Raw genomic sequence first — 18483 nt, 5'->3', positions numbered from 1 at the left:
GTGACGATCCGGTCTGCCGCCCCTTCTGAACCGAGGCTGCCTGGCCTAGCCTTGCCCGGACGCTTTCCGGGCAGGACCGATGACCGCGATCCACAACGTGCTCTTCATCATGGTGGACCAGCTGCGCTGGGACCACCTGGGCTGCGCCGGGCATCCCTTCCTGCGCACACCCCACATCGATGCGCTGGCCGCGCGGGGCGTGCGCTTCGCGCAGGCCTATGTGCAATCCGGCATCTGCGGCCCTTCGCGCATGTCCTACTACACCGGCCGCTACGTCTCCTCCCACGGCGCCACGCATAACCGCGTGCCGCTGTCGGTCGGGGAGGTGACGCTGGGCTGGCATCTGCGGGAGGCCGGAAGGACGCTGGCGCTGGCGGGCAAGACCCACATGCTGCCGGATGCGCATGGCATGAAGCGCCTGCAGCTGGACGGCCAGCACGATCTGGCGGCACTGCTGAAGGAGGGATGGTTCACCCTGGTGGACCGCCATGATGGCCACCACGCCGAGCCAGACAGCGCCTATGCCGATTGGCTGCGCGCGAAGGGCTATGACAGCGCCGATCCCTGGACCGACTACGTGATCGCCGTGGAGGATGAGGAAGGCCAGATCCGCAGCGGCTGGAAGATGCGCAATGCCCGCCTGCCCGCCCGCGTGAGGGAGGAGCATAGCGAGACCGCCTACACCACCGACCAGGCCATCGGCTTCATGGACCGCCAGGGCGATGACCCTTGGGTGCTGCATTTGTCCTATGTGAAGCCGCACTGGCGCTACATCGCGCCCGCGCCCTACCACGCCATGTATTCGCCCAACCAATGCCTGCCGGTGTCACGCCACCCCGCGGAGCGCGAGGCGGGCGCGCATCCGCTGCTGCGGGAATGGCAGCGGGAGGAAGTGAGCGAGAGCTTCCAGAACGATGACTGCATCACCACCGTCCGCCCCGCCTATCAGGGGCTGATCACGCAACTCGACGACCATCTCGGCCGGGTGTGGGAGGCGATGGAGCGGCTGGGGCGCTGGCGCGACACGATGGTGGTCTTCTGCTCCGACCACGGGGACTATCTCGGCGACCATTGGCTCGGCGAGAAGGAGCTGTTCCACGACTGCGTCCAGCGGGTTCCCTTCCTGCTGTTCGATCCCTCGGCGGACGCGGATGCCACGCGCGGCACGGTCGATGACCGCTTCGTGGAGGCGATCGATGTGGTGCCCACCATCCTCGACGCGCTGGGGCTTCCGGCGGCAGAGCATCGGGTGGAGGGCCGGTCGCTGCTGCCGTTGACGCGTGGTGTCGCGACCCCCTGGCGGGATGCGGTGGTCAGCGAGCTGGACTGGACTTTCCGCGGTGCGCGGCGGCGGCTCGGCCATCCCACGGGGCAGCATCATGCGTGGATGCTGCGGGATGCGCGGTGGAAATACGTGCACTGGACCAGCGGGCACCGGCCGCAGCTCTTCGACCTTCAGGCGGACCCGGAGGAGTTCCACGACCTCGGCGCCGATCCTGCGCTGGAAGGCGTGCGCCAGGCGGCGCGGGAGAAGCTGCTGGAATGGTTCACGCGGCTGAAGCGCCGCACGACGCTGACCTGGGCGGAGGCGGAGTTGCGCACCGACCGTCACAAGGCGGCGGGCGTCTTCTACGGGGAGTGGTGAACGGGGAAGGCGCTGCCTTCCCCGGACCCCATCCGCCAGGGGCGAACCGCCCCTGGACCGTCGTCAGGCCGCCTTCGCCGCCTCGATCGCCTTCCACACCGTCTCCGGCGTGGCGGGCATGTCCATATGCGTGATGCCGACAGGCGTCAGCGCATCCACCAGTGCGTTCATCGCAGCGGGCGGAGAGCCCACGGCACCGGCCTCACCCGCGCCTTTCACGCCGAGCGGGTTGGTCTCGCACGTCACCTCGATCAGATCGACGTCGATGTCCGGCAGGTCATCGGCGCGCGGCAGCGTGTAGTCCATGAAGGACGCCGAGAGCAGCTGGCCGCTGGCATTGTCATAGGCCGTGCGCTCATGCAGCGCCTGGCCGAGGCCCTGCGCCACGCCGCCATGCACCTGGCCGCGCACGATCAGCGGGTTCAGCGCGTGGCCGACATCGTCCACCACGATATAGCGGGGGACGGAGACGATGCCGGTCTCCGGGTCCACCTCCACCTCCGCCACATGGCAGCCATTGGGGAAGGTATGGGCCTCGATCTTCGCGGTCTCCATGGCGTCGAGCAGCAGCGTGGACTGCCCCGCCGCCACGCGCTTCCGCTGGATGGCGGCGAGTTCCAGGACGCCGACGCCCCTGTCCGTGCCCGCGACATCGAAGCGGCCGGCAGCCGGCGTGAATTCGATGTCGGCGACGGAAGTTTCCAGATGCTCCGCCGCAGCCTGCTTGCCCTTCTCGACCACCGAGGCGGTGGTGACGAGGATCGCCTGCCCCTCGGAATAGAGGCTGCGCGCGCCGCCGGTGCCGCCGCCGGAGGGCAGGGTTTCGCTGTCCCCCTGCTGGATGCGGATCTTCTCCATGGGCACGCCGAGCTCATGCTGCGTGAGCATGGCGTAGGCGGTTTCATGCCCCTGGCCGGTGGATTGCGTGCCGACATAGACATCGACGTAGCCGTCATCAGCGAAGACGACCTTCGCGTTCTCCGTCGGGCCGCCGCCGGTGGCTTCCAGGTAGTAGGCCAGGCCGATGCCGCGGCGCTTGCCGCGCTTCTCGGCTTCGGCACGTCGCGCCGGGAACCCGGCCCAGTCGATCTTGGCGAGCGCGCTGTCCATCAGCTGGAGAAAATCGCCGCTGTCGTAGCGCTGGCCCATGGCGGAGACGAAGGGCATCGCGGCCTGCGTCACCATGTTGCGCCGGCGCAGCTCGATCCGGTCGATCTTCAGTTCGGCCGCGGCAGCGTCGATCATGCGCTCGACCAGGTAGTTGCTCTCCGGCCTTCCGGCGCCGCGATAGGCATCGACGGGCACGGTGTTGGTCAGCACGCCGATCACATTCGCGTAGATGGCTTCGAAGCCGTAGACGCTGGCGAGGACCTTGGTGCCGGCACCGGTCGGGATGAAGGGCGCGAAGGTGCTGAGATAGGCACCCATATTCGCGTAGTTGCGCGTGCGCAGCGCCAGGAACTTGCCGTTGGCGTCGGTGGCGAGTTCACCGAGGGTGATGTTGTCGCGGCCATGGGTGTCGGACTGGAAGGCTTCCGACCGTTCGCTGGTCCACTTCACGGGGCGGCCGACCTGCTTCGCGGCGAAGGCCACCAGCACGTGTTCGGCGTAGAGATACAGCTTCATCCCGAAGCCGCCGCCGACATCGGGGGTGATGACGCGGACATTGTCCGGCGGGATGTTGAAGACATTGCCCGCCAGCAGGTTCTTCACCAGCCAGGAGCCTTGGGTGTTGGTGTGCAGCGTCAGCTTGTCGCCTTCCCAGGCGGCGACGGCGGCGCGGGTTTCCATGCTGGCGACGACGACGCGGTTGTTCACCACCGTCAGCCGCGTGACATGGGCGGCGCGGGCGAAGGCAGCTTCCGTCTTGGCCTTGTCGCCGGCTTCCCAATCGAAGGCGACGTTGCTGGCGGCACCCTCCCAGACCTGCGGCTGCCCGGCCTGCCAGGCGGTGGCGAGGTCCGTCGCCGCGGGCAGGACATCATAGTCCACCATCACCGCTTCCGCGCCGTCGCGCGCCGCCTGGGCGGTCTCGGCCACGATGAAGGCGACGGGGTCGCCGACATGGCGGACCGTGTCGGTGGCCAGCGCCAGGCGCGGCGTGTTGGCGCGCGGCGTGCCGTCCTTGTTCTTCAGCGGGATGATGCAGGGCACCTCGCCCAGGCCCGCCGCCTGCAGGTCGGCGCCCGTGATCACCGCCAGCACGCCCGGCACGGCCTTGGCGGCGCTGGTATCGATGCCGGTAATCCTCGCATGGGCGTGCGGGCTGCGGAGCACGGCGCCCACGGCCTCACCGGGCATGGCGATGTCGTCGGTGTAGCGGCCGCGCCCCGTCAGCAGGCGGGGGTCCTCCACGCGCCGCACCGATTGGCTCAATCCGAACTTCGCCATGGCTCTCGTTCCCCAGATCTTCTCTGCCCCCATCATCTGCGATCTTTGGGGTGGACGAAAAGGGGGGCGGGCAACCGGCGGGGTGGCGCGGCGTTCGGAGGGCGGAAGGAGTGCACCCCATGCACCGACCGATTGCGCTTGCCCTGCTTGCCGCCCTCTCCCTGTCACAAGCTTTTGCCCAGGCACCGCCCAGCCCCCCCGCGGCCACCAGCGGTGCGACGGTGGAGGCGATGCGCACCCTGCGGGACGCCGAGGACGGGCTGCGGGACGTGCTGAAGCGGCTGGAGGAGGGGGGCATCACACCCTCCGCCGGCACATCGCGCCTCCGCCAGGCGCTGAACGAGGTGGAGCGCGCCATGCTCCGCCTGCCCGCCGATGCCCGCCGGGGCGCGTCCTGGCAGACCGCGGTGAAGGAGGTTTCGGAAGCCATGGCGATGGTGCGGGAGGAAGGCGCCGACCTCGCCGCCGCCCGCGCCGCGGCCGGGGAGGCGCTGGCCACCCTGCCTTCCCTGGCCGGCGCCGATACCGGTACGGGCGGTTCTTAACGCCGCTTTCATGCCTGCCGGCGCAGCCTTCCTGCATGACCGAGACCGACACAGCGAAGGAGCTGCGGCAGGCCATCGCCCGGCACCTGGCGGAGCTTCACCGCCTGCACATCCAGCTGGCCACCGACAGCCGGTCCCTGAAGGCGCTGACGCTGCATGGGCGGCCGCAGGCGGAGATCGAGATCGCCGCCGAGATGCTGGAACAGTACATGGCCGCGACCGGCGCCTTCCTGGAAAACATGCGCGGCCGCTACGAGGCGCGCCTCACCGTGCTGAGGCGGGGCGATCCGGCGGGGCCGGAGGCCGTGCCTGGGCAGGGGGCGCCGGGGCACGGGGCTTTCTGGTACGCCTTCTCCCGCCTCACGGCCGCGCTGCGCATGGCGGAACGGCGGTCGGGCTAGCTTTGTCCAGGAATTCTGCGGGTTCAGCCGCGTTTGGCACCGTTTTCGGAGGGGGGTGCCGGCCTGTGCCCGCCCAGGGCGCGGCCCTCAAAAATACTATGGATTTAGCCGTTTTAGCACTTTTAGCACCGTTTTCGCGGCGAGCCCGCCGCCCGACCCCGACTGGCCACCCCGACCAGTCACCCTGGGCCGCATCAGGCATGGCTCGGGCCGATGATGATGGGAACATAAAGGGAATATCGTCCAGAATCCAGCGATTTCGGGAGGGTCAGCTGTAGCCCTTGCCTTCCGGGGAGGCCGCTTCCTCTCGCGCTTGCTCCTGCGCACCCTCATCCACCTTCTGCGTCCCGGGCGATGGCAGGCGACCGTCCTGAAGCTCTCCGGTGGGGGTTGCCTCCGTCGCCTCGGCGGCGGGCTCGAAATCGAAATCTCCATCGGCGGATTGCCAGCTCTGCACCGTCAGCACCCGGGCGCCGCCGCGGCTTTCATGCGGGCCATGCACCACGCCGGCGGCCTGGGTGGTGAAGCCGCCGATGGGCAGGGCTTCCCCGCCATCGGTCAGGTCGCCTTCCAGCAGGTAGTGCATCTCCGCCCCCGCGCGGTGGCAATGGGCGGGGATGACGCCGCCGGGGGGGATGTGGACGATGCTGGTGACGACGCCGCGGCCGGCATCCTCGTTCAGGATCTGGATGCGGAAGATGCCGCCGGTGGCGCCGGGGATGACGAAGGGCGCGGGCTGCACGCTCTCCGCCGCCAGCCGCAGGCTGCGCTTGTCCATCGCTCTCGATCCCTTGCCGTCTTCGAGGCGCGAACGCGGCGCGATGGCGCGGGGTTGCCGGGGGCGGTATCACGGGGCCATGCCGGATTTTGCGCTGGAATCGGAAGCGGGGGGCCTGGTCGCGGGGCTGGACGAGGTCGGCCGCGGGCCGCTGGCCGGGCCGGTGCTGGCGGCGGCCGTGGTCTTCCTGGCGGCGCCCGCCCCCGCGCTGGCCGCCCTGCTGGATGACAGCAAGAAGCTGACCGCCGCGCGGCGCGATGCCGCCTTCGCCGCGCTCCTGGCCGCCGCCGCCCGGGGGGAGGTCGTCTTCGCCATTGCCGGCGCCTCCGTCGCGGAGATCGGGCGGATCAACATCCTCCGCGCCAGCCACCTGGCCATGGCGCGGGCGCTGGCCAGGCTGCTTGTGGTGCCGGACCTGGCGCTGGTGGATGGGCACATGGCGCCGCCCTTGCCCTGCCCCGTGCGCTGCGTGGTGGGGGGGGATGGGGTGAGCCTGTCCATCGCCGCCGCATCCATCCTGGCGAAGGTCACACGGGACCGGGCGATGGCGCGGCTCGATCGGCGCCACCCCGGTTGGGGTTTTGCCCGCAACCAGGGCTATCCGACGGTCGCGCACCGGGCGCGGCTGGCGGAAGTGGGTCCCACGCGCCACCACCGGCGGGGATTTGCACCGGTTGACCAGGCTTCGCTGCAGCTTGTGGCGCCGGTCGGTTGACGGCGCGACTCGGCGCCGCGCATGGTGGGGGCTCGATTCGCAGTGGGGTTGCTGGCGTAACGATGGGTACCGGTCTCGACCTGCCGCTGGATGAGGTGATGGTCGGCGACTGCATCGCGATGCTGCGGCGCCTGCCGCCGGCCTCGGTGCACGCCGTCTTTGCGGACCCGCCCTATAACCTGCAATTGCGGGGGGAGCTGCGGCGCCCGGATGACAGCATCGTCGATGGCGTGGACGATGCGTGGGACCAGTTCAGTGATTTCGCGGCCTATGACGCCTTCACGCGGGAATGGCTGACGGAATGCCGGCGCGTGCTGCGCAAGGACGGCACGCTCTGGGTGGTGGGCAGCTACCACAACGTGTTCCGCCTCGGCACCGCCATGCAGGACCTCGGCTTCTGGCTGCTGAACGACGTCATCTGGCGCAAGGCGAACCCGATGCCGAATTTCCGCGGCCGGCGCTTCACCAATGCGCATGAGACGCTGATCTGGGCCGCCCGCGGCGCCGAATCCCGCTACCGCTTCAACTACGCCGCCATGAAGTCGCTGAACGACGACGTGCAGATGCGGAGCGACTGGTATTTCCCGCTGTGCACGGGCGCGGAACGGCTGCGGGGCGAGGACGGCAAGAAGCTGCACCCGACCCAGAAGCCGGAAGCGCTGCTGCACCGCGTGCTCGTTTCCTGCACCCAGCCGGGGGAGGTCGTGCTGGACCCCTTCCTCGGCACCGGGACCACGGCGGCGGTGGCCAAGCGGCTCGGTCGGCGCTTCATCGGCATCGAGCGGGACGAGGGCTATGCCGCCGCCGCGCGGGCGCGGATCGAGGCGGTCGAGGCGATGCCGGAAAGCGCGGCACTCGCGCTGCCGAACAAGCGGGAACAGCCGCGCGTGGCCTTCGGGCTGCTGGTGGAACGCGGCCTGGTGCCGGCGGGGACCACGCTGACGGATCGGCACAAGCGCTGGCGCGCCGTGGTCGGCGCCGATGGCACGCTGCGCTGCGGGGCGGCGACGGGGTCCATCCACAAGGTGGGCGCGGAATTGCAGCAGGCGCCGTCCTGCAATGGCTGGACCTTCTGGCATATCGAGGGGCGGGACGGGCGGCTGCGGCTGATCGATGAGATCAGGACGGAGATCGCGACGCAGGGGCTGTGAGCGGGTTGGGTCGAGTTGCGCCATCCCCCACCCCGACCCACCCCCGCGCTTGCGGGGGAGGGTCGGGGTGGGGGGCAGGCGCGACTACTCCCCGATGAACCCGCCGGACTGCCGCTTCCACAGCTTCGCATAGACCCCATCCCGCGCCAGCAATTCGGCGTGCGTCCCTTCTTCCGCCACGCGCCCCTGGGACAGCACCACCAGCCGGTCCATCCGCGCCAGCGTCGAAAGCCGGTGCGCCACCGCGATCACCGTCTTGCCGGCCATCAGCCGTTCCAGGCTTTCCTGGATCGCGGCCTCCACTTCGGAATCGAGGGCGCTCGTCGCCTCATCCAGTACCAGGATCGGCGCGTCCTTCAGCAGCACGCGGGCGATGGCGATGCGCTGGCGCTGGCCGCCGGAGAGTTTCACGCCGCGTTCGCCGACATGCGCTTCGAAGCCGCTGCGGCCGCGCCAATCCGATAGATCGGTGATGAAGCCATGCGCTTCGGCGCGGCGGGCGGCTTCCTCCACCTCCGCCAGCGTCGCATCGGGGCGGCCGTAGCGGATGTTCTCCAGGATGGAGCGATGCAGCAGCGCGGTGTCCTGGGTGACCACGCCGATGGCGCCGCGAAGGCTTTCCTGCGTGACGGCGGCGATGTCCTGGCCATCGACCAGGATGCGGCCTTCCTCCGGCGTGAAGAAACGCAGCAGCAGGTTGATGGCGGTGGTCTTGCCCGCGCCGGAATGGCCGACCAGGCCGACGCGCTCCCCCGGCGCTACGGTCAGGTCAAAGCCCTGCAGCACGCCGGAATCGCGGCCATAGGCGAAGCGGATTTGGTCGAAGCGGATCTCGCCCTTCGGCACCGACAGGGCCTGGGCGCCGGGCGGGTCCGGGGCCGTCGGGGGCACGGCGATGCTGCCCATGGCTTCCTGGACCGTGCCGATATTCTCGAAGATGCCGGCGACGTTGAAGGCGACCCAGCCGGAGATGTTGGCGATCTGCCAGGCCATGGGCAGGGCTGCCGCCACCATCGCCAGCGGAATGTCGCCCTTCGACCACAGCCAGATGGCGAGGCCCGCCGTGGCCGTCAGCATGGAGGCATTGAGAGTGGAAAGAAGCAGGCCGTTGAGGGTGACGAGGCGCGTCTGCGCGGCGAAACGCTCGTTCAGCCCCTGCACAGCTTCCCGCACCCAGGCATCCTCCTGCGCGGCGCGGGCGAAGAGCTTCACGGTGACGATGTTGGTGTAGCTGTCCACCACGCGGCCGGTCAGCAGGGACCGTGCCTCGCTGGCCTTCCGCGCGCGGTCGCGCATCCGCGGCACGATCAGGCGCAGCAGCGTGGCATACATCACGAACCACACCAGGATGGGGATCGCCAGCCGCCAATCGGTGGAGGCCAGCACCAGCACCGCGCCGGTGCCATAGACCAGGATGTACCAGACGGCGTTGACGGACTGGACAACGCTTTCCCGCAGCGCCGGGCCGCCCTGCATCACGCGGTTGGCGATGCGGCCGGCGAAATCCTCCTGGAAGAAGGACCAGCCCTGGCGGATCACCTGCCAGTGGCTCTGCCAGCGGATCATGCCGGTCACGGCGGGGATGATGGCCTGCTGGGTGACGAGGTTCTGCGCCAGGATGGCGATGGGGCGGCAGATCAGGATCACGGCCGCCATGGCCGCCAGCGTCCAGCCCGCATCGGCCCAGATGCGCGCGGGGCCGTGTTCCTCCAACAGGCCGATGACACGGCCGACAAAGACCGGGATCAGCAGGTCCAGCAGCGCGACGGTGAGGCCGGCGCCGAACAACAGAAGAAACAGCGCCCGCGCCTGGCGGGCAAAGTACCAGTAGAAGCCGAGGAGGGAGCGCGGCGGCGGTTCCTCCGGCACCGGGACGCCGAGCCAGCGGGCCGCGGGGGTGCCCGGGGGCGCGACGGGGTCGATGGCACGTTCGAACAGGCGGAAGGGGAGCATGGCGGCAGAACGCGCCGAAGCGGCGCGCCCGTCAACAAGATGGCGGCGGAACGCCCCGGCCCGGGGCCATCCAGCCGCGCAGGCGCGGATCGTCCCGCATGGCGTGCGTCAGCCATACCATGCGGTCCAGGAACCACATCTTGGCCCCGATCGCGACGGCGAGCCCCGCCAGCGCCAGCACGCCATCCAGCACCACCAGCCCCCAGCCCAGCGCCAGCCCGCCCAGCGCCGCCATCGCGTTGAGGACCACCGGAAGCGTCCGGTGATGGGCCGGCACCGGATGGTCCCGCCGCGCCAGCCACAGCCTTTCGCCGAGCACGGCGCGGGATGCCCAGTTGTCCGTATTCGCGGGGGGCGCGAAGGCGCGGGGGTTCGCCCAGGTCCAGGCCAGCAGCAGGGCCACCGGCAGCAGCGCCCCCCAGCCGATCCAGACCCGCGCCCAGGCCACCAGCGCCAAAGCGGGCAGGATGGGGATGCGGGTCCAGACACTCCAGGGATTCGCATGGCGGGCCCAGGCGGCGTCATCCATGCGGTGGGCGCGGGCGATCCGGGCTTCCAGCGTCATGGCGCCGATGTGAGAAGGCGGCCGAGGCGAGGGAAGGGGCGTCGGGCGCCGCCTGGCCGTTGTTTATTGCCGCGATCCAAGGGGTTGGCGGCTGGCGGGAGGCCGGGACCGCCCGGACCGGAAAGTATTGCCCGAGTCTTACCAAATAGTCATAGAGCGCCCATCCCATCCGACAGGAGACGCCCGATCATGGCTGAACGCCAGACGCACCGTGCCGGCCGGCCCCATTCCATGTTCCGCCGGTTCCTGGATAGCGAGGCCTCCGGCGGGCTGGTGCTGATGGCCGCGGCCGCGCTGGCGCTGGTGGTGGCCAATTCGGCGCTGGCGCCGGCCTATCTCGGCGCGCTGAAGACCTATGTCGGCCCGCTGAGCCTGCTGCATTGGATCAATGACGGGCTGATGGCGGTTTTCTTCCTGTTCGTGGGCCTCGAGATCAAGCGGGAGATGCTGGACGGGCAGCTCGCCACCTGGTCCCGCCGCGCGCTGCCTGGGCTCGGCGCGATCGGCGGCATGGCGGTGCCGGCGGCGATCTACCTGGCCTTCACCTGGAACGACCCGCTGCTGCTGGCGGGCTGGGCGATTCCGGCGGCGACCGACATCGCCTTCGCGCTCGGCGTGCTGTCGCTGCTGGGGAACCGGGTGCCAGCTTCGCTCAAGGTGTTCCTGGCGGCGCTGGCGATCCTGGATGACATGGGCGCGGTGACGATCATCGCCCTGTTCTACACCGCGTCGCTGTCGCTGATGGACCTTGGCCTGGCGGCGGTGGTGCTGGCCGCGCTGGCGGTGATGAACCGGATGGGGGTGATGCGGCTGCTGCCCTATCTGCTGCTGGGGGCGCTGCTGTGGTTCTTCGTGCTGCGGTCCGGCGTGCACGCGACCATCGCGGGCGTTCTGCTGGCGCTGACGATCCCGCTGCACATCAAGCCTGGGGCGAAGGACGACATGGCGGCGTCACCGCTGCATCGGCTGGAACACGGGCTGCACCATGCCGTGGCCTTCGCCATCGTGCCCATCTTCGGCTTCGCCAATGCGGGCGTGGCGCTGACGGGCCTCGGCTGGGGGGTGCTGACGGAGCCGCTGACGCTCGGCGTCTCGCTGGGCCTGGTGGTGGGCAAGGTGGTGGGCGTGCTGGGCGCCTCGGTGATCGCCATTCGCCTCGGGCTGGCGACGCTGCCGGCGGGGGCGAACTGGGTTCAGATGGCGGGTGTCGCGCTGCTGTGCGGCATCGGCTTCACGATGAGCCTCTTCATCGGGATGCTGGCCTTCCCCGGCAATCCGGCGCTGCAGGATGGCGTGAAGATCGGCATCCTGCTGGGGTCGCTGATGGCCGGGCTGCTCGGCTGGCTGGTGCTGCGCGTCGCGCCCCGGCGGGCGCGCGGGGCATAGTCGCGCCCCGGCGGGCGCGCGGGGCATAGTCGCGCCCCGGCGGGCGCGCGGGGCATAGTCGCGCCCCGGCGGGCGCGCGGGGGGTAGCTCCGCCCCGGCGCGCTTGCGGCGTGGTGGCGCCTCACGCCGCCTGGCGGATTTCCGCCAGGAAGCCATCGACCTTGGCGCGCAGCACATCGGCCTGGCGGGACAGGCCGGCGGAGGCGTCGCGCAGCCCCGCGCTGGCGGCGTAGGACGCTTCCGCGCCGTCCCGCGCCTGGGCGGTCTGGCTGGTGAGTTCCTGCGTGCTGGCGGCGGTTTCCGCGATGGCGCGGCCGATTTCCTGGGTGGCGGCGGATTGCTCCTCGGCCGCAGCGGCGACCTGCGTCGCGATGGAGGAGAGTTCCTCGATCGTCTTGCCGATGCCGCGGATGGCGCCGACGGCGCGGCTGGTTTCCGCCTGCATGGCGGCGATCTGGGTGCTGATCTGTTCCGTCGCCGTCGCGGTCTGGGCGGCCAGGGCCTTCACCTCCCCGGCCACCACGGCGAAGCCCTTGCCGGCATCGCCGGCGCGCGCGGCCTCGATCGTGGCGTTGAGCGCGAGCAGGTTGGTCTGGCCGGCGATGGAGTTGATCAGGCCGATCACGTCGCCGATGCGGCTGGCGACATCGGCCAGGCCCGCGACCGCCTGGTTGCTTTCCTGCGCGTCGCGGGAGGCCTGCTGGGCGAGCCTGGCGGATTGCGTGACCTGCTGGGCGACCTCCGCGATGGAGGCGGCCAGTTCCTCCGCCGAATTGGCGACGGTCTGGGTGTGGCTGGCGGTGGTGTCCACGGCGCGGGTCATGGCATCGGCCTGGGCGCGGGCGCCGGAGGCAGCGTCGCTCATTCGTCCCGCGGTGGCATCGAGCGGCGCGGCGGCGCCGGCGACGGCGCCCAGCACATCGGCCACCTCGGCCTCGAACCGCCGGACCAGGGCGGCGGTGGCGTCGGCGCGGGCGGCCTTGGCCTGCTGTTCGGCGGCGGCCTCCGCGGCGACGCGGACGGCTTCGAGCGCGTTGCGGCGCAGCACCTCCACCGCATCGGCCATGGCGCCGATCTCATCCGCGCGCGCCTGGTCGGGGACGGCGATGTCGTTCTCCCCCTGCGCCAGGCGCTGCACCACGGCGGTCAGGCGCACCACCGGCACCACCACGCGGCGCACCATCAGCCAGCCGAGCGCGGCCAGCACCAGGCCGACGGCGAAGGCGACGCCGAGGACGAGGGCGAGCAGCGTGTTGGCGCGGGCCTCCGTCGCGGCGGCCTGGGCGGAGGCCTCCGCCAGCGCGGCGTCGCGCACCTGCAGCAGGATCTGCAGGCCGGGGGTGGCGAAGGCGGTGAAGGCGGGGCTGGTCATGGGGTAGGTGGGGCCGGCGCGGCCGGCATCGATCAGCGCCTGGGTCTGGCGCGTGATGTCGCCGAAATAGCGGGCCTCGACCTCCGTGATGGCGGCGGCGAGGCGGGGCGTGTCGTCGATCAGCCCTGCTACCATCTTCACCCGCGCCCAGGTCGCGTCCACGAGGCGGGAGGCGACGGCGGCGGTGTCGAGTTCCGCCGGCGTCATGGCGCGGTTGCTGTTCAGGGCGGTGGCGATGGCGACGATGCGGCGGCTGGCCTGGTCGCGCAGATCCCAGGTGAGGCGCGCGACCAGCATGAGGTCGCCGAGTGGGCCATCGGTGCGGGTCAGGGCGCGGTGGCTGTCGTTGAGGGCGGCGGTGACGTGGCCCAGCATCTGGTCATAGACCGCCTGCGGGCGGGTGCGGATGGCGGGGTCCCGCTGCGCCAGCGGCAGCACCGCCGCCGGGTCCATGGCCTGGCGCAACGAAGTGAGGGTGGGGATCGCGGCCTGCAGCCTCTCGGCGTGGTCACGACCGGAGGCGGAGGCGCGCAGGCTGGCGATGGTGGTCGCCAGCGCCGCATCGGTATCGGCCTTGATCACGGTCAGGCGGCCGATCGTGTCGGCCTCCGCGGCGCCGGAGGCATTCATGCGGATGACGTAGTTGCCGCGCTCGATCACCAGGCGCTCCGTCAGGCGCAGCAGGGTGGCGGCGGCTTCGGTGGTGCGGACGGCATCGGCGGCGGCGCGGCTGGTCCGCCACTGCTCCAGCCCGGCGATGGTGGCGATGCCGCCGCCGAGGCCGGCGATCCCGAGCATGACGAGCGAGAAGAGGACCTTGATGCGCATGGGGTATCCGTTGGCGACCGAGGCAGCCTTCTTAACCCCGGCGCCATTGCCAGATTCATAACCCGGCCGTTCCGACCGCCAGGGGCGATTCAGGCGCCGCCGGACATCCGCCGCACCATCTCCTCCACCGAAACCTCCTCCAGCCGGCTGGCCAAATGCCAGCGATGGCCGAAGGGGTCGAGCAGCGTGCCCACGCGGTCGCCGAAGGGCTGGTCGGCGGGGGGGCGTTCCTCCCGCGCCCCGGCATCCAGCGCGCGGGCGAAGGCGGCGTCCACATCCGCGACATAGAGCATGAGGGAGACGGCGGTACCGCCGAAATGGCCTGGGGCGAAGGCGCCGTAATCCGGCGCTTCCTCCCCCACCATCACCACGCTGGCACCGATGCGGAGTTCGCCATGCATCACGGCGCCGTCGTCGCGGGGGATGCGCATCACCTCCTCCGCCCCCAGCACCTCGGCGTACCAGGCCAGCGCGCCCGCCGCGTCCTTGACGCAGAGATAGGGGGAGAGGCGGGGATGATCGGCGGGGATCGGCTTCACGGACATGGCGGTTCCTCCTGGCCTTGCGGGGGCAGAGGATGCGCGCGGCCGGGCCGCCGTATCAAGAACAATAAGCGAACGTAATCGCGAGGCCGTTCAGCCCGGCGCGGCGCCATCCACCAGTTCAACCGCGCGCTGGAGATCAACGCTCAGCAGGCGGGACACGCCGCGTTCCTGCATCGTCACGCCATAGAGGCGATGCATCCGCGCCATGGTCAGGGGGTGGTGCGTGACGATGAGGAAGCGCGTGCCGCCGCCGCCTTCCTCCGCGGGCCTGGCCATGATCTCCAGCAGGTCGCACAGGCGTTCCACGTTGGCGTCGTCGAGCGGTGCATCCACCTCGTCCAGCACGCAGACCGGGGCGGGGTTGCAGCGGAAGACGGCGAAGACGAGGGAGAGCGCCGTCAGCGCCTGTTCGCCGCCCGACAGCAGGGCAAGTGAGGAGAGCTTCTTGCCCGGCGGCTCCGCATAGATCTCGAGCCCCGCCTCCAGCGGATCATCGCTGCCGACCAGCGCCAGATGCGCGCGGCCACCGCCGAACAGCCGCGTGAACAACCCGCGGAATTCGGCATCGACCTTGTCGAAGACCACGCGCAGGCGTTCCCGTCCTTCCCGGTTCAGGTGCCCGATGGACCCGCGCAGCTTGGCGATGGCGGTCGCCACCTCCTGCCGGTCCTGCTCGATCTTGGCGCGGGCGGCGTCGAGCTCGTTCAACTCGACCTCCGCCCGGAGGTTCACGGGGCCCATCTCCTCCCGTTCCTTGGTCAGGCGATCGACCTTCTTCCGGGCCTTCTCCTCCGCCTGGTCGGTCAGCTCGCCGACCTCCTCCGGCAGGTCTGGGTGGCCTTCGCCGAGGCGCTCGACGATCCGTTCCTCCACCGCCAGCGCGGCGGCCTCGGCCTGGGATGCTGCGCCTTCGGTGCGGAGCTGGGCTTCCCGCGCCTGGGCGAAGGCGGCGTCGGCGGTGCGGCGGGCCAGCGCCGCCTCCCGGTCCTCGCGCTCGGCGGCGGTCAGGGCGGCGGCAGCGGCGGCGTGGGTGGCCTCGGCCTCCGCCAGGACACGGCCGGCGGCGGCACGGCGGGCGGCGGCGGCCTCCGGCGCGTCGGACAGGGCTTCGCGTTCGGCCGCGGCTTCACCGGCGCGGGCGGCGAGTTCGGCGCGGCGGGCGGCGGCCTCGGCGCGCCGGCGGGCCCATTCCTCCCGCTCCGGGCCGATGGCGGCCTGGCGGGTGGTGATGCGCGTGGCCTCGGCGGCCAGCATGGCGCGGGTGTCGCGGCAACCGGCCTCATTGGCCCGGGCTTCCGCGAGTGCCGCCCGGGCCTGGTCCACGGCGGCGCGCAGCGCGGCGAGGTCGGGCGCCGCGGCGCGGGCCTGCCGCGCCTGGGCCAGTGCCGCGTCGGCAGCCTCGCGCTCCGCCGTCACCCGGGCGAGTTCGGGTTCCAGCGCGGCGAGGCGCGCGGCGGCTTCCGTGGCGCGGGCTTCCAGGCGGCGGGCTGCATCGCGCGCGGCGGCCAGGCGCTGTTCGGCGTTGCGGCGGGCATCGCGGGCGGCGGATTCGGCGCGGATGCGGGCCTGTTCGTCATTGGCGGCAAGCGTCCTCGCCTGCCGGGCGGCGGCGGCATCGGGGGCGGCGGCGCGGGCTTCCCGCGCGGCGGCCAGCGCCGCATTCGCGCCCTCCCGCTCCCGGTCCAGGCGCTCGATCTCCGGCGCCAGGGCCGCCAGGCGCTGTTCCGCCTGCTGGGCGCGGGCGGCGATGCGGTCGAGCGTCGTGGCGGCGGCGGCCTGGGCGCGTTCGGCCTGGGCGCGGGTGTCGCGGCGCGCCGCTTCCTCGGCCCGGGCATGGGTTTCGTCGGTGGCGGCCTGTTTCCGGGCCTCCGCGGCGGCGGCGGCGGCGGCCTCGGCCCGGTCCTGGCGGATGCCGGCGGCGCGGAGCGCGTTGCGCTGGGCGAGGCGGACGGCGCCTGGGGTCGGCGCGCCGGCGCGGAGGCAATGGCCATCCCAGCGCCAGACCGCGCCTTCCTCCGTCACCAGCGCCTGGCCCGGCTTCAGGAGTGCCATCAGCGCGGCGCCGTCCAGCCCCTTTGGCAACAGGCCGACCTGGGACAGGGCGCGGCCGAGCGCTGGCGGGGCCTCCACCAGGCGCGACAGGGGGGTGGCGCCGGCCGGCAGCGGCGGCATCGGGTCCAGCGGCGGCATGGCGCGCCAATGCTTCGGCGCCACTTCCTCCAGCGCGGAATCCAGCGCCTCCCCGATCGCGGCGCCGAGCGCGGCTTCCAGGCCGGGGGGGACGGTGATGCTGTCCAGCACGGGCGGCAGGGCGCTGCCGGCTTCCCGCGCGCGGAGCACTTCGGTCAGGGCCGCGGCTTCGGCAGCGGCGCGGGCGCGGGTGCCCTCGGCCTCGCTGGCGGCGGCGCGGGCCTGTTCGTGGCGGGACTGGGCGGCCGCGCGGGCGGCCTCCGCGCCTTCCAGCGCACGGCGCGCCTCGGTCAGGGCGGCGGCGGTGCGGGCGGCTTCGGCGCGGGCGGCTTCGAGTTCGGCGGCGGGCACGGCGCTTGCGCGGGCCTGGTCGCGTTCGGCGGAAAGGCGGGCATGCTGGTCCGCGGTGCGGCGGGCGGTCTGTTCCGCGGCCTGCAGGGCGTTGGTGGCGCGGGATTCGGCGGTCTCGGCCTCCCCCGCCGCGCGGCGGGCCGTTTCGTGGGCGGCCTGGGCGGTGGCGCGGGCGGCTTCGGCGGCGGCGAGGGCCTGTTCGGCCTCCGCCAGGGTCGATTCGGCTGTGGTGACGGCGGTGGCGGCGGCGGCGCGTTCGGCATCCGGGACCATGGCGGCGCGGGCGGCGCGCGTGTCCTGGTCCAGCTTCGCCTGCGCCTGGGCGAGGCGGCCGGCGCGCGTCGCGGCTTCCTGTTCCGCGGTGGCCAGGGCGCCCGCGGCGGCGGCGGCTTCCGCGCTGGCTTCCGTCGCGCGGTCGGCGGCCTCGGCGGCGGCGGCGACGGCGGCGGTGGCCTGGGCTTCCAGACTCTCGGCCTCCTGCGCCCGGGCGGGCAGGGCGGCGGCCATGGCGGCCAGTTCCTCGGCCTCCGCCAGCAACCGGCTCTCGGCGGCGCCGGCATCGGCATCGACGCGGGCGGCGTGGTCCAGATCCCGCGCCATGGCGGCGTGGCGGGCCTCCGCCGCGGCCAGGGCTTCCCGTGCCCGGGCTTCCTCGGCGCCCAGCGTCTCGGCCTCCACGCGCCGGCGTTCGAGGGCGGTGCGGGCGGCGCCCTCGGCCTCCCTCGGCCCGGGCATGCCCTGTTCGGCGGCGAAGGCGCGGCGGGCGGCGGCTTCCGCGGCGGCCTCGGCATCGCCGGTGGCGCGCTTCGCATTGGTATAGGCGTCGCGGGCGTGGGTGAGGGCGGCCTGGGCGCGGGCGCGGAGGATGGCGAGCCATTCGACCTCCGCCTGCCGCACCAGGCCGGAGATGTTGCGGTAGCGCGCGGCCTGGCGGGCCTGGCGCTGCAAGTTCTGGCGGCCGGATTCCATCTGGCCGATCAGGTCCTCGGCCCGGGCCAGATTGTTCTCGGCCTGGCGGAGCTTCAGTTCGGCTTCGTGCTTGCGGGCGCGCAGGCCCGCAATGCCGGCGGCTTCCTCCAGCACCGCGCGCCGGTCTTCCGGCTTCGCCTGGATGAGGGAGGAGACGCGGCCCTGGCTGACCATGGCGGAGGAGCGGGCGCCGGAGCCGATATCGGCGAACATCGTCTGTACATCGCGGGCGCGGAGTTCGCGGCCGTTCACGCGGAAGGAGGAACCCTCTCCGCGCGCGATCTTGCGGACGATTTCAAGCTCCGGGGCCTCCGCATTCGGGGGCGGCGCCAGGCCGGCGGCGTCCTCGAGCGAGAGCGTCACCTCCGCCAGGTTGCGGCCCGGGCGGGTCGCGGTGCCGGCGAAGATGACGTCGTCCATCTCGCCACCGCGCATGGACCGCGCATTGGTCTCGCCCATGGCCCAGCGGAGGGCCTCGACCACGTTGGACTTGCCGCAGCCATTGGGGCCGACAATGCCGGTCAGGCCCGGCATCACCTCGACGATCGTCGGCTCCGCGAAGGATTTGAAGCCGGCGATGCGCAGGCGGGTGAGGCGCGCATGGCGCGCGGCCTCCGCCTGCGCATCCGTCCGCGCGGGGTCCTCCGGAGGGGCTGCCTCCGGCGGAGTGGGGGCCTCGGCCTCCATGCTGGTGGCCC

13 protein-coding genes are annotated in these 18483 nt (G+C 72.0%); 6 read left to right on the top strand and 7 right to left on the bottom strand.

Going from position 1 to position 18483, the window contains the following annotated elements:
• Positions 1-79 precede the first annotated feature (79 nt).
• Positions 80-1645, top strand: a complete 1566-nt coding sequence (locus ACTIE5_RS22190; RefSeq protein ID WP_439551902.1) for a sulfatase-like hydrolase/transferase — start codon at positions 80-82, stop codon at positions 1643-1645.
• A 63-nt stretch (positions 1646-1708) separates the two neighbouring features.
• Here ACTIE5_RS22190 and ACTIE5_RS22185 read toward each other — a convergent pair whose 3' ends face one another.
• Positions 1709-4036, bottom strand: coding sequence for a xanthine dehydrogenase family protein molybdopterin-binding subunit (locus tag ACTIE5_RS22185; RefSeq protein ID WP_439551901.1), 2328 nt, complete (start codon positions 4034-4036; stop codon positions 1709-1711).
• Between the two features lie 119 nt (positions 4037-4155).
• On the opposite strand from ACTIE5_RS22185, the gene ACTIE5_RS22180 reads away from it, so the two are divergent.
• Positions 4156-4581 carry a hypothetical protein gene (locus ACTIE5_RS22180; protein WP_439551900.1) on the top strand — a complete coding sequence of 142 codons (426 nt, stop codon included), beginning with the start codon at positions 4156-4158 and terminating at the stop codon, positions 4579-4581.
• Between the two features lie 35 nt (positions 4582-4616).
• Positions 4617-4982 carry a hypothetical protein gene (locus ACTIE5_RS22175; protein ID WP_439551899.1) on the top strand — a complete coding sequence of 122 codons (366 nt, stop codon included), beginning with the start codon at positions 4617-4619 and terminating at the stop codon, positions 4980-4982.
• Between the two features lie 268 nt (positions 4983-5250).
• On the opposite strand, the gene ACTIE5_RS22170 is transcribed toward ACTIE5_RS22175, so the two are convergent.
• Positions 5251-5760, bottom strand: coding sequence for a cupin domain-containing protein (locus ACTIE5_RS22170; protein ID WP_439551898.1), 510 nt, complete (start codon positions 5758-5760; stop codon positions 5251-5253).
• A 79-nt stretch (positions 5761-5839) separates the two neighbouring features.
• Here ACTIE5_RS22170 and ACTIE5_RS22165 point away from each other — a divergent pair, with 79 nt between their 5' ends.
• Together ACTIE5_RS22165 and ACTIE5_RS22160 are read left to right on the top strand one after the other, a co-directional pair.
• Positions 5840-6475: a ribonuclease HII gene (locus ACTIE5_RS22165; protein WP_439551897.1), complete on the top strand. Its 636-nt coding sequence runs from the start codon at positions 5840-5842 to the stop codon at positions 6473-6475.
• A 62-nt stretch (positions 6476-6537) separates the two neighbouring features.
• A complete protein-coding gene (locus ACTIE5_RS22160) occupies positions 6538-7626 on the top strand; it encodes a site-specific DNA-methyltransferase (RefSeq protein ID WP_439551896.1) in 1089 nt (362 codons plus the stop codon).
• Positions 7627-7710: 84 nt separating this feature from the next.
• On the opposite strand, the gene ACTIE5_RS22155 is transcribed toward ACTIE5_RS22160, so the two are convergent.
• Both ACTIE5_RS22155 and ACTIE5_RS22150 read right to left on the bottom strand, forming a co-directional pair.
• Entirely contained in the window at positions 7711-9579 is a 1869-nt protein-coding gene (locus ACTIE5_RS22155; protein ID WP_439551895.1) for an ABC transporter ATP-binding protein, read from the bottom strand.
• 31 nt (positions 9580-9610) lie between these two features.
• The gene (locus ACTIE5_RS22150; RefSeq protein ID WP_439551894.1) at positions 9611-10144 is read right to left on the bottom strand and encodes a DUF6653 family protein; all 534 of its coding nucleotides are present in this window, start codon (positions 10142-10144) and stop codon (positions 9611-9613) included.
• A gap of 189 nt (positions 10145-10333) precedes the next feature.
• Between ACTIE5_RS22150 and nhaA the strand changes: the two genes are divergently transcribed.
• A complete protein-coding gene (gene nhaA / locus ACTIE5_RS22145; RefSeq protein WP_439551893.1) occupies positions 10334-11530 on the top strand; it encodes a Na+/H+ antiporter NhaA in 1197 nt (398 codons plus the stop codon).
• A gap of 121 nt (positions 11531-11651) precedes the next feature.
• On the opposite strand, the gene ACTIE5_RS22140 is transcribed toward nhaA, so the two are convergent.
• The 3 genes from ACTIE5_RS22140 to ACTIE5_RS22130 all read right to left on the bottom strand — a co-directional run bounded on the left by ACTIE5_RS22140 (position 11652) and on the right by ACTIE5_RS22130 (position 18472).
• Positions 11652-13730, bottom strand: coding sequence for a methyl-accepting chemotaxis protein (locus ACTIE5_RS22140; RefSeq protein WP_439551892.1), 2079 nt, complete (start codon positions 13728-13730; stop codon positions 11652-11654).
• Between the two features lie 89 nt (positions 13731-13819).
• Complete coding sequence (locus ACTIE5_RS22135) at positions 13820-14275, bottom strand: VOC family protein (protein ID WP_439551891.1); 456 nt, start codon at positions 14273-14275, stop codon at positions 13820-13822.
• Between the two features lie 90 nt (positions 14276-14365).
• Positions 14366-18472: a chromosome segregation SMC family protein gene (locus ACTIE5_RS22130; RefSeq protein WP_439551890.1), complete on the bottom strand. Its 4107-nt coding sequence runs from the start codon at positions 18470-18472 to the stop codon at positions 14366-14368.
• Positions 18473-18483: the final 11 nt, after the last annotated feature.

The sequence above is a fragment of the Falsiroseomonas sp. genome (assembly GCF_051859025.1).
In the GTDB taxonomy this organism is placed as follows: Bacteria; Pseudomonadota; Alphaproteobacteria; order Acetobacterales; family Acetobacteraceae; genus Falsiroseomonas.
This window is presented reverse-complemented; position numbering and strand designations above follow the sequence as displayed.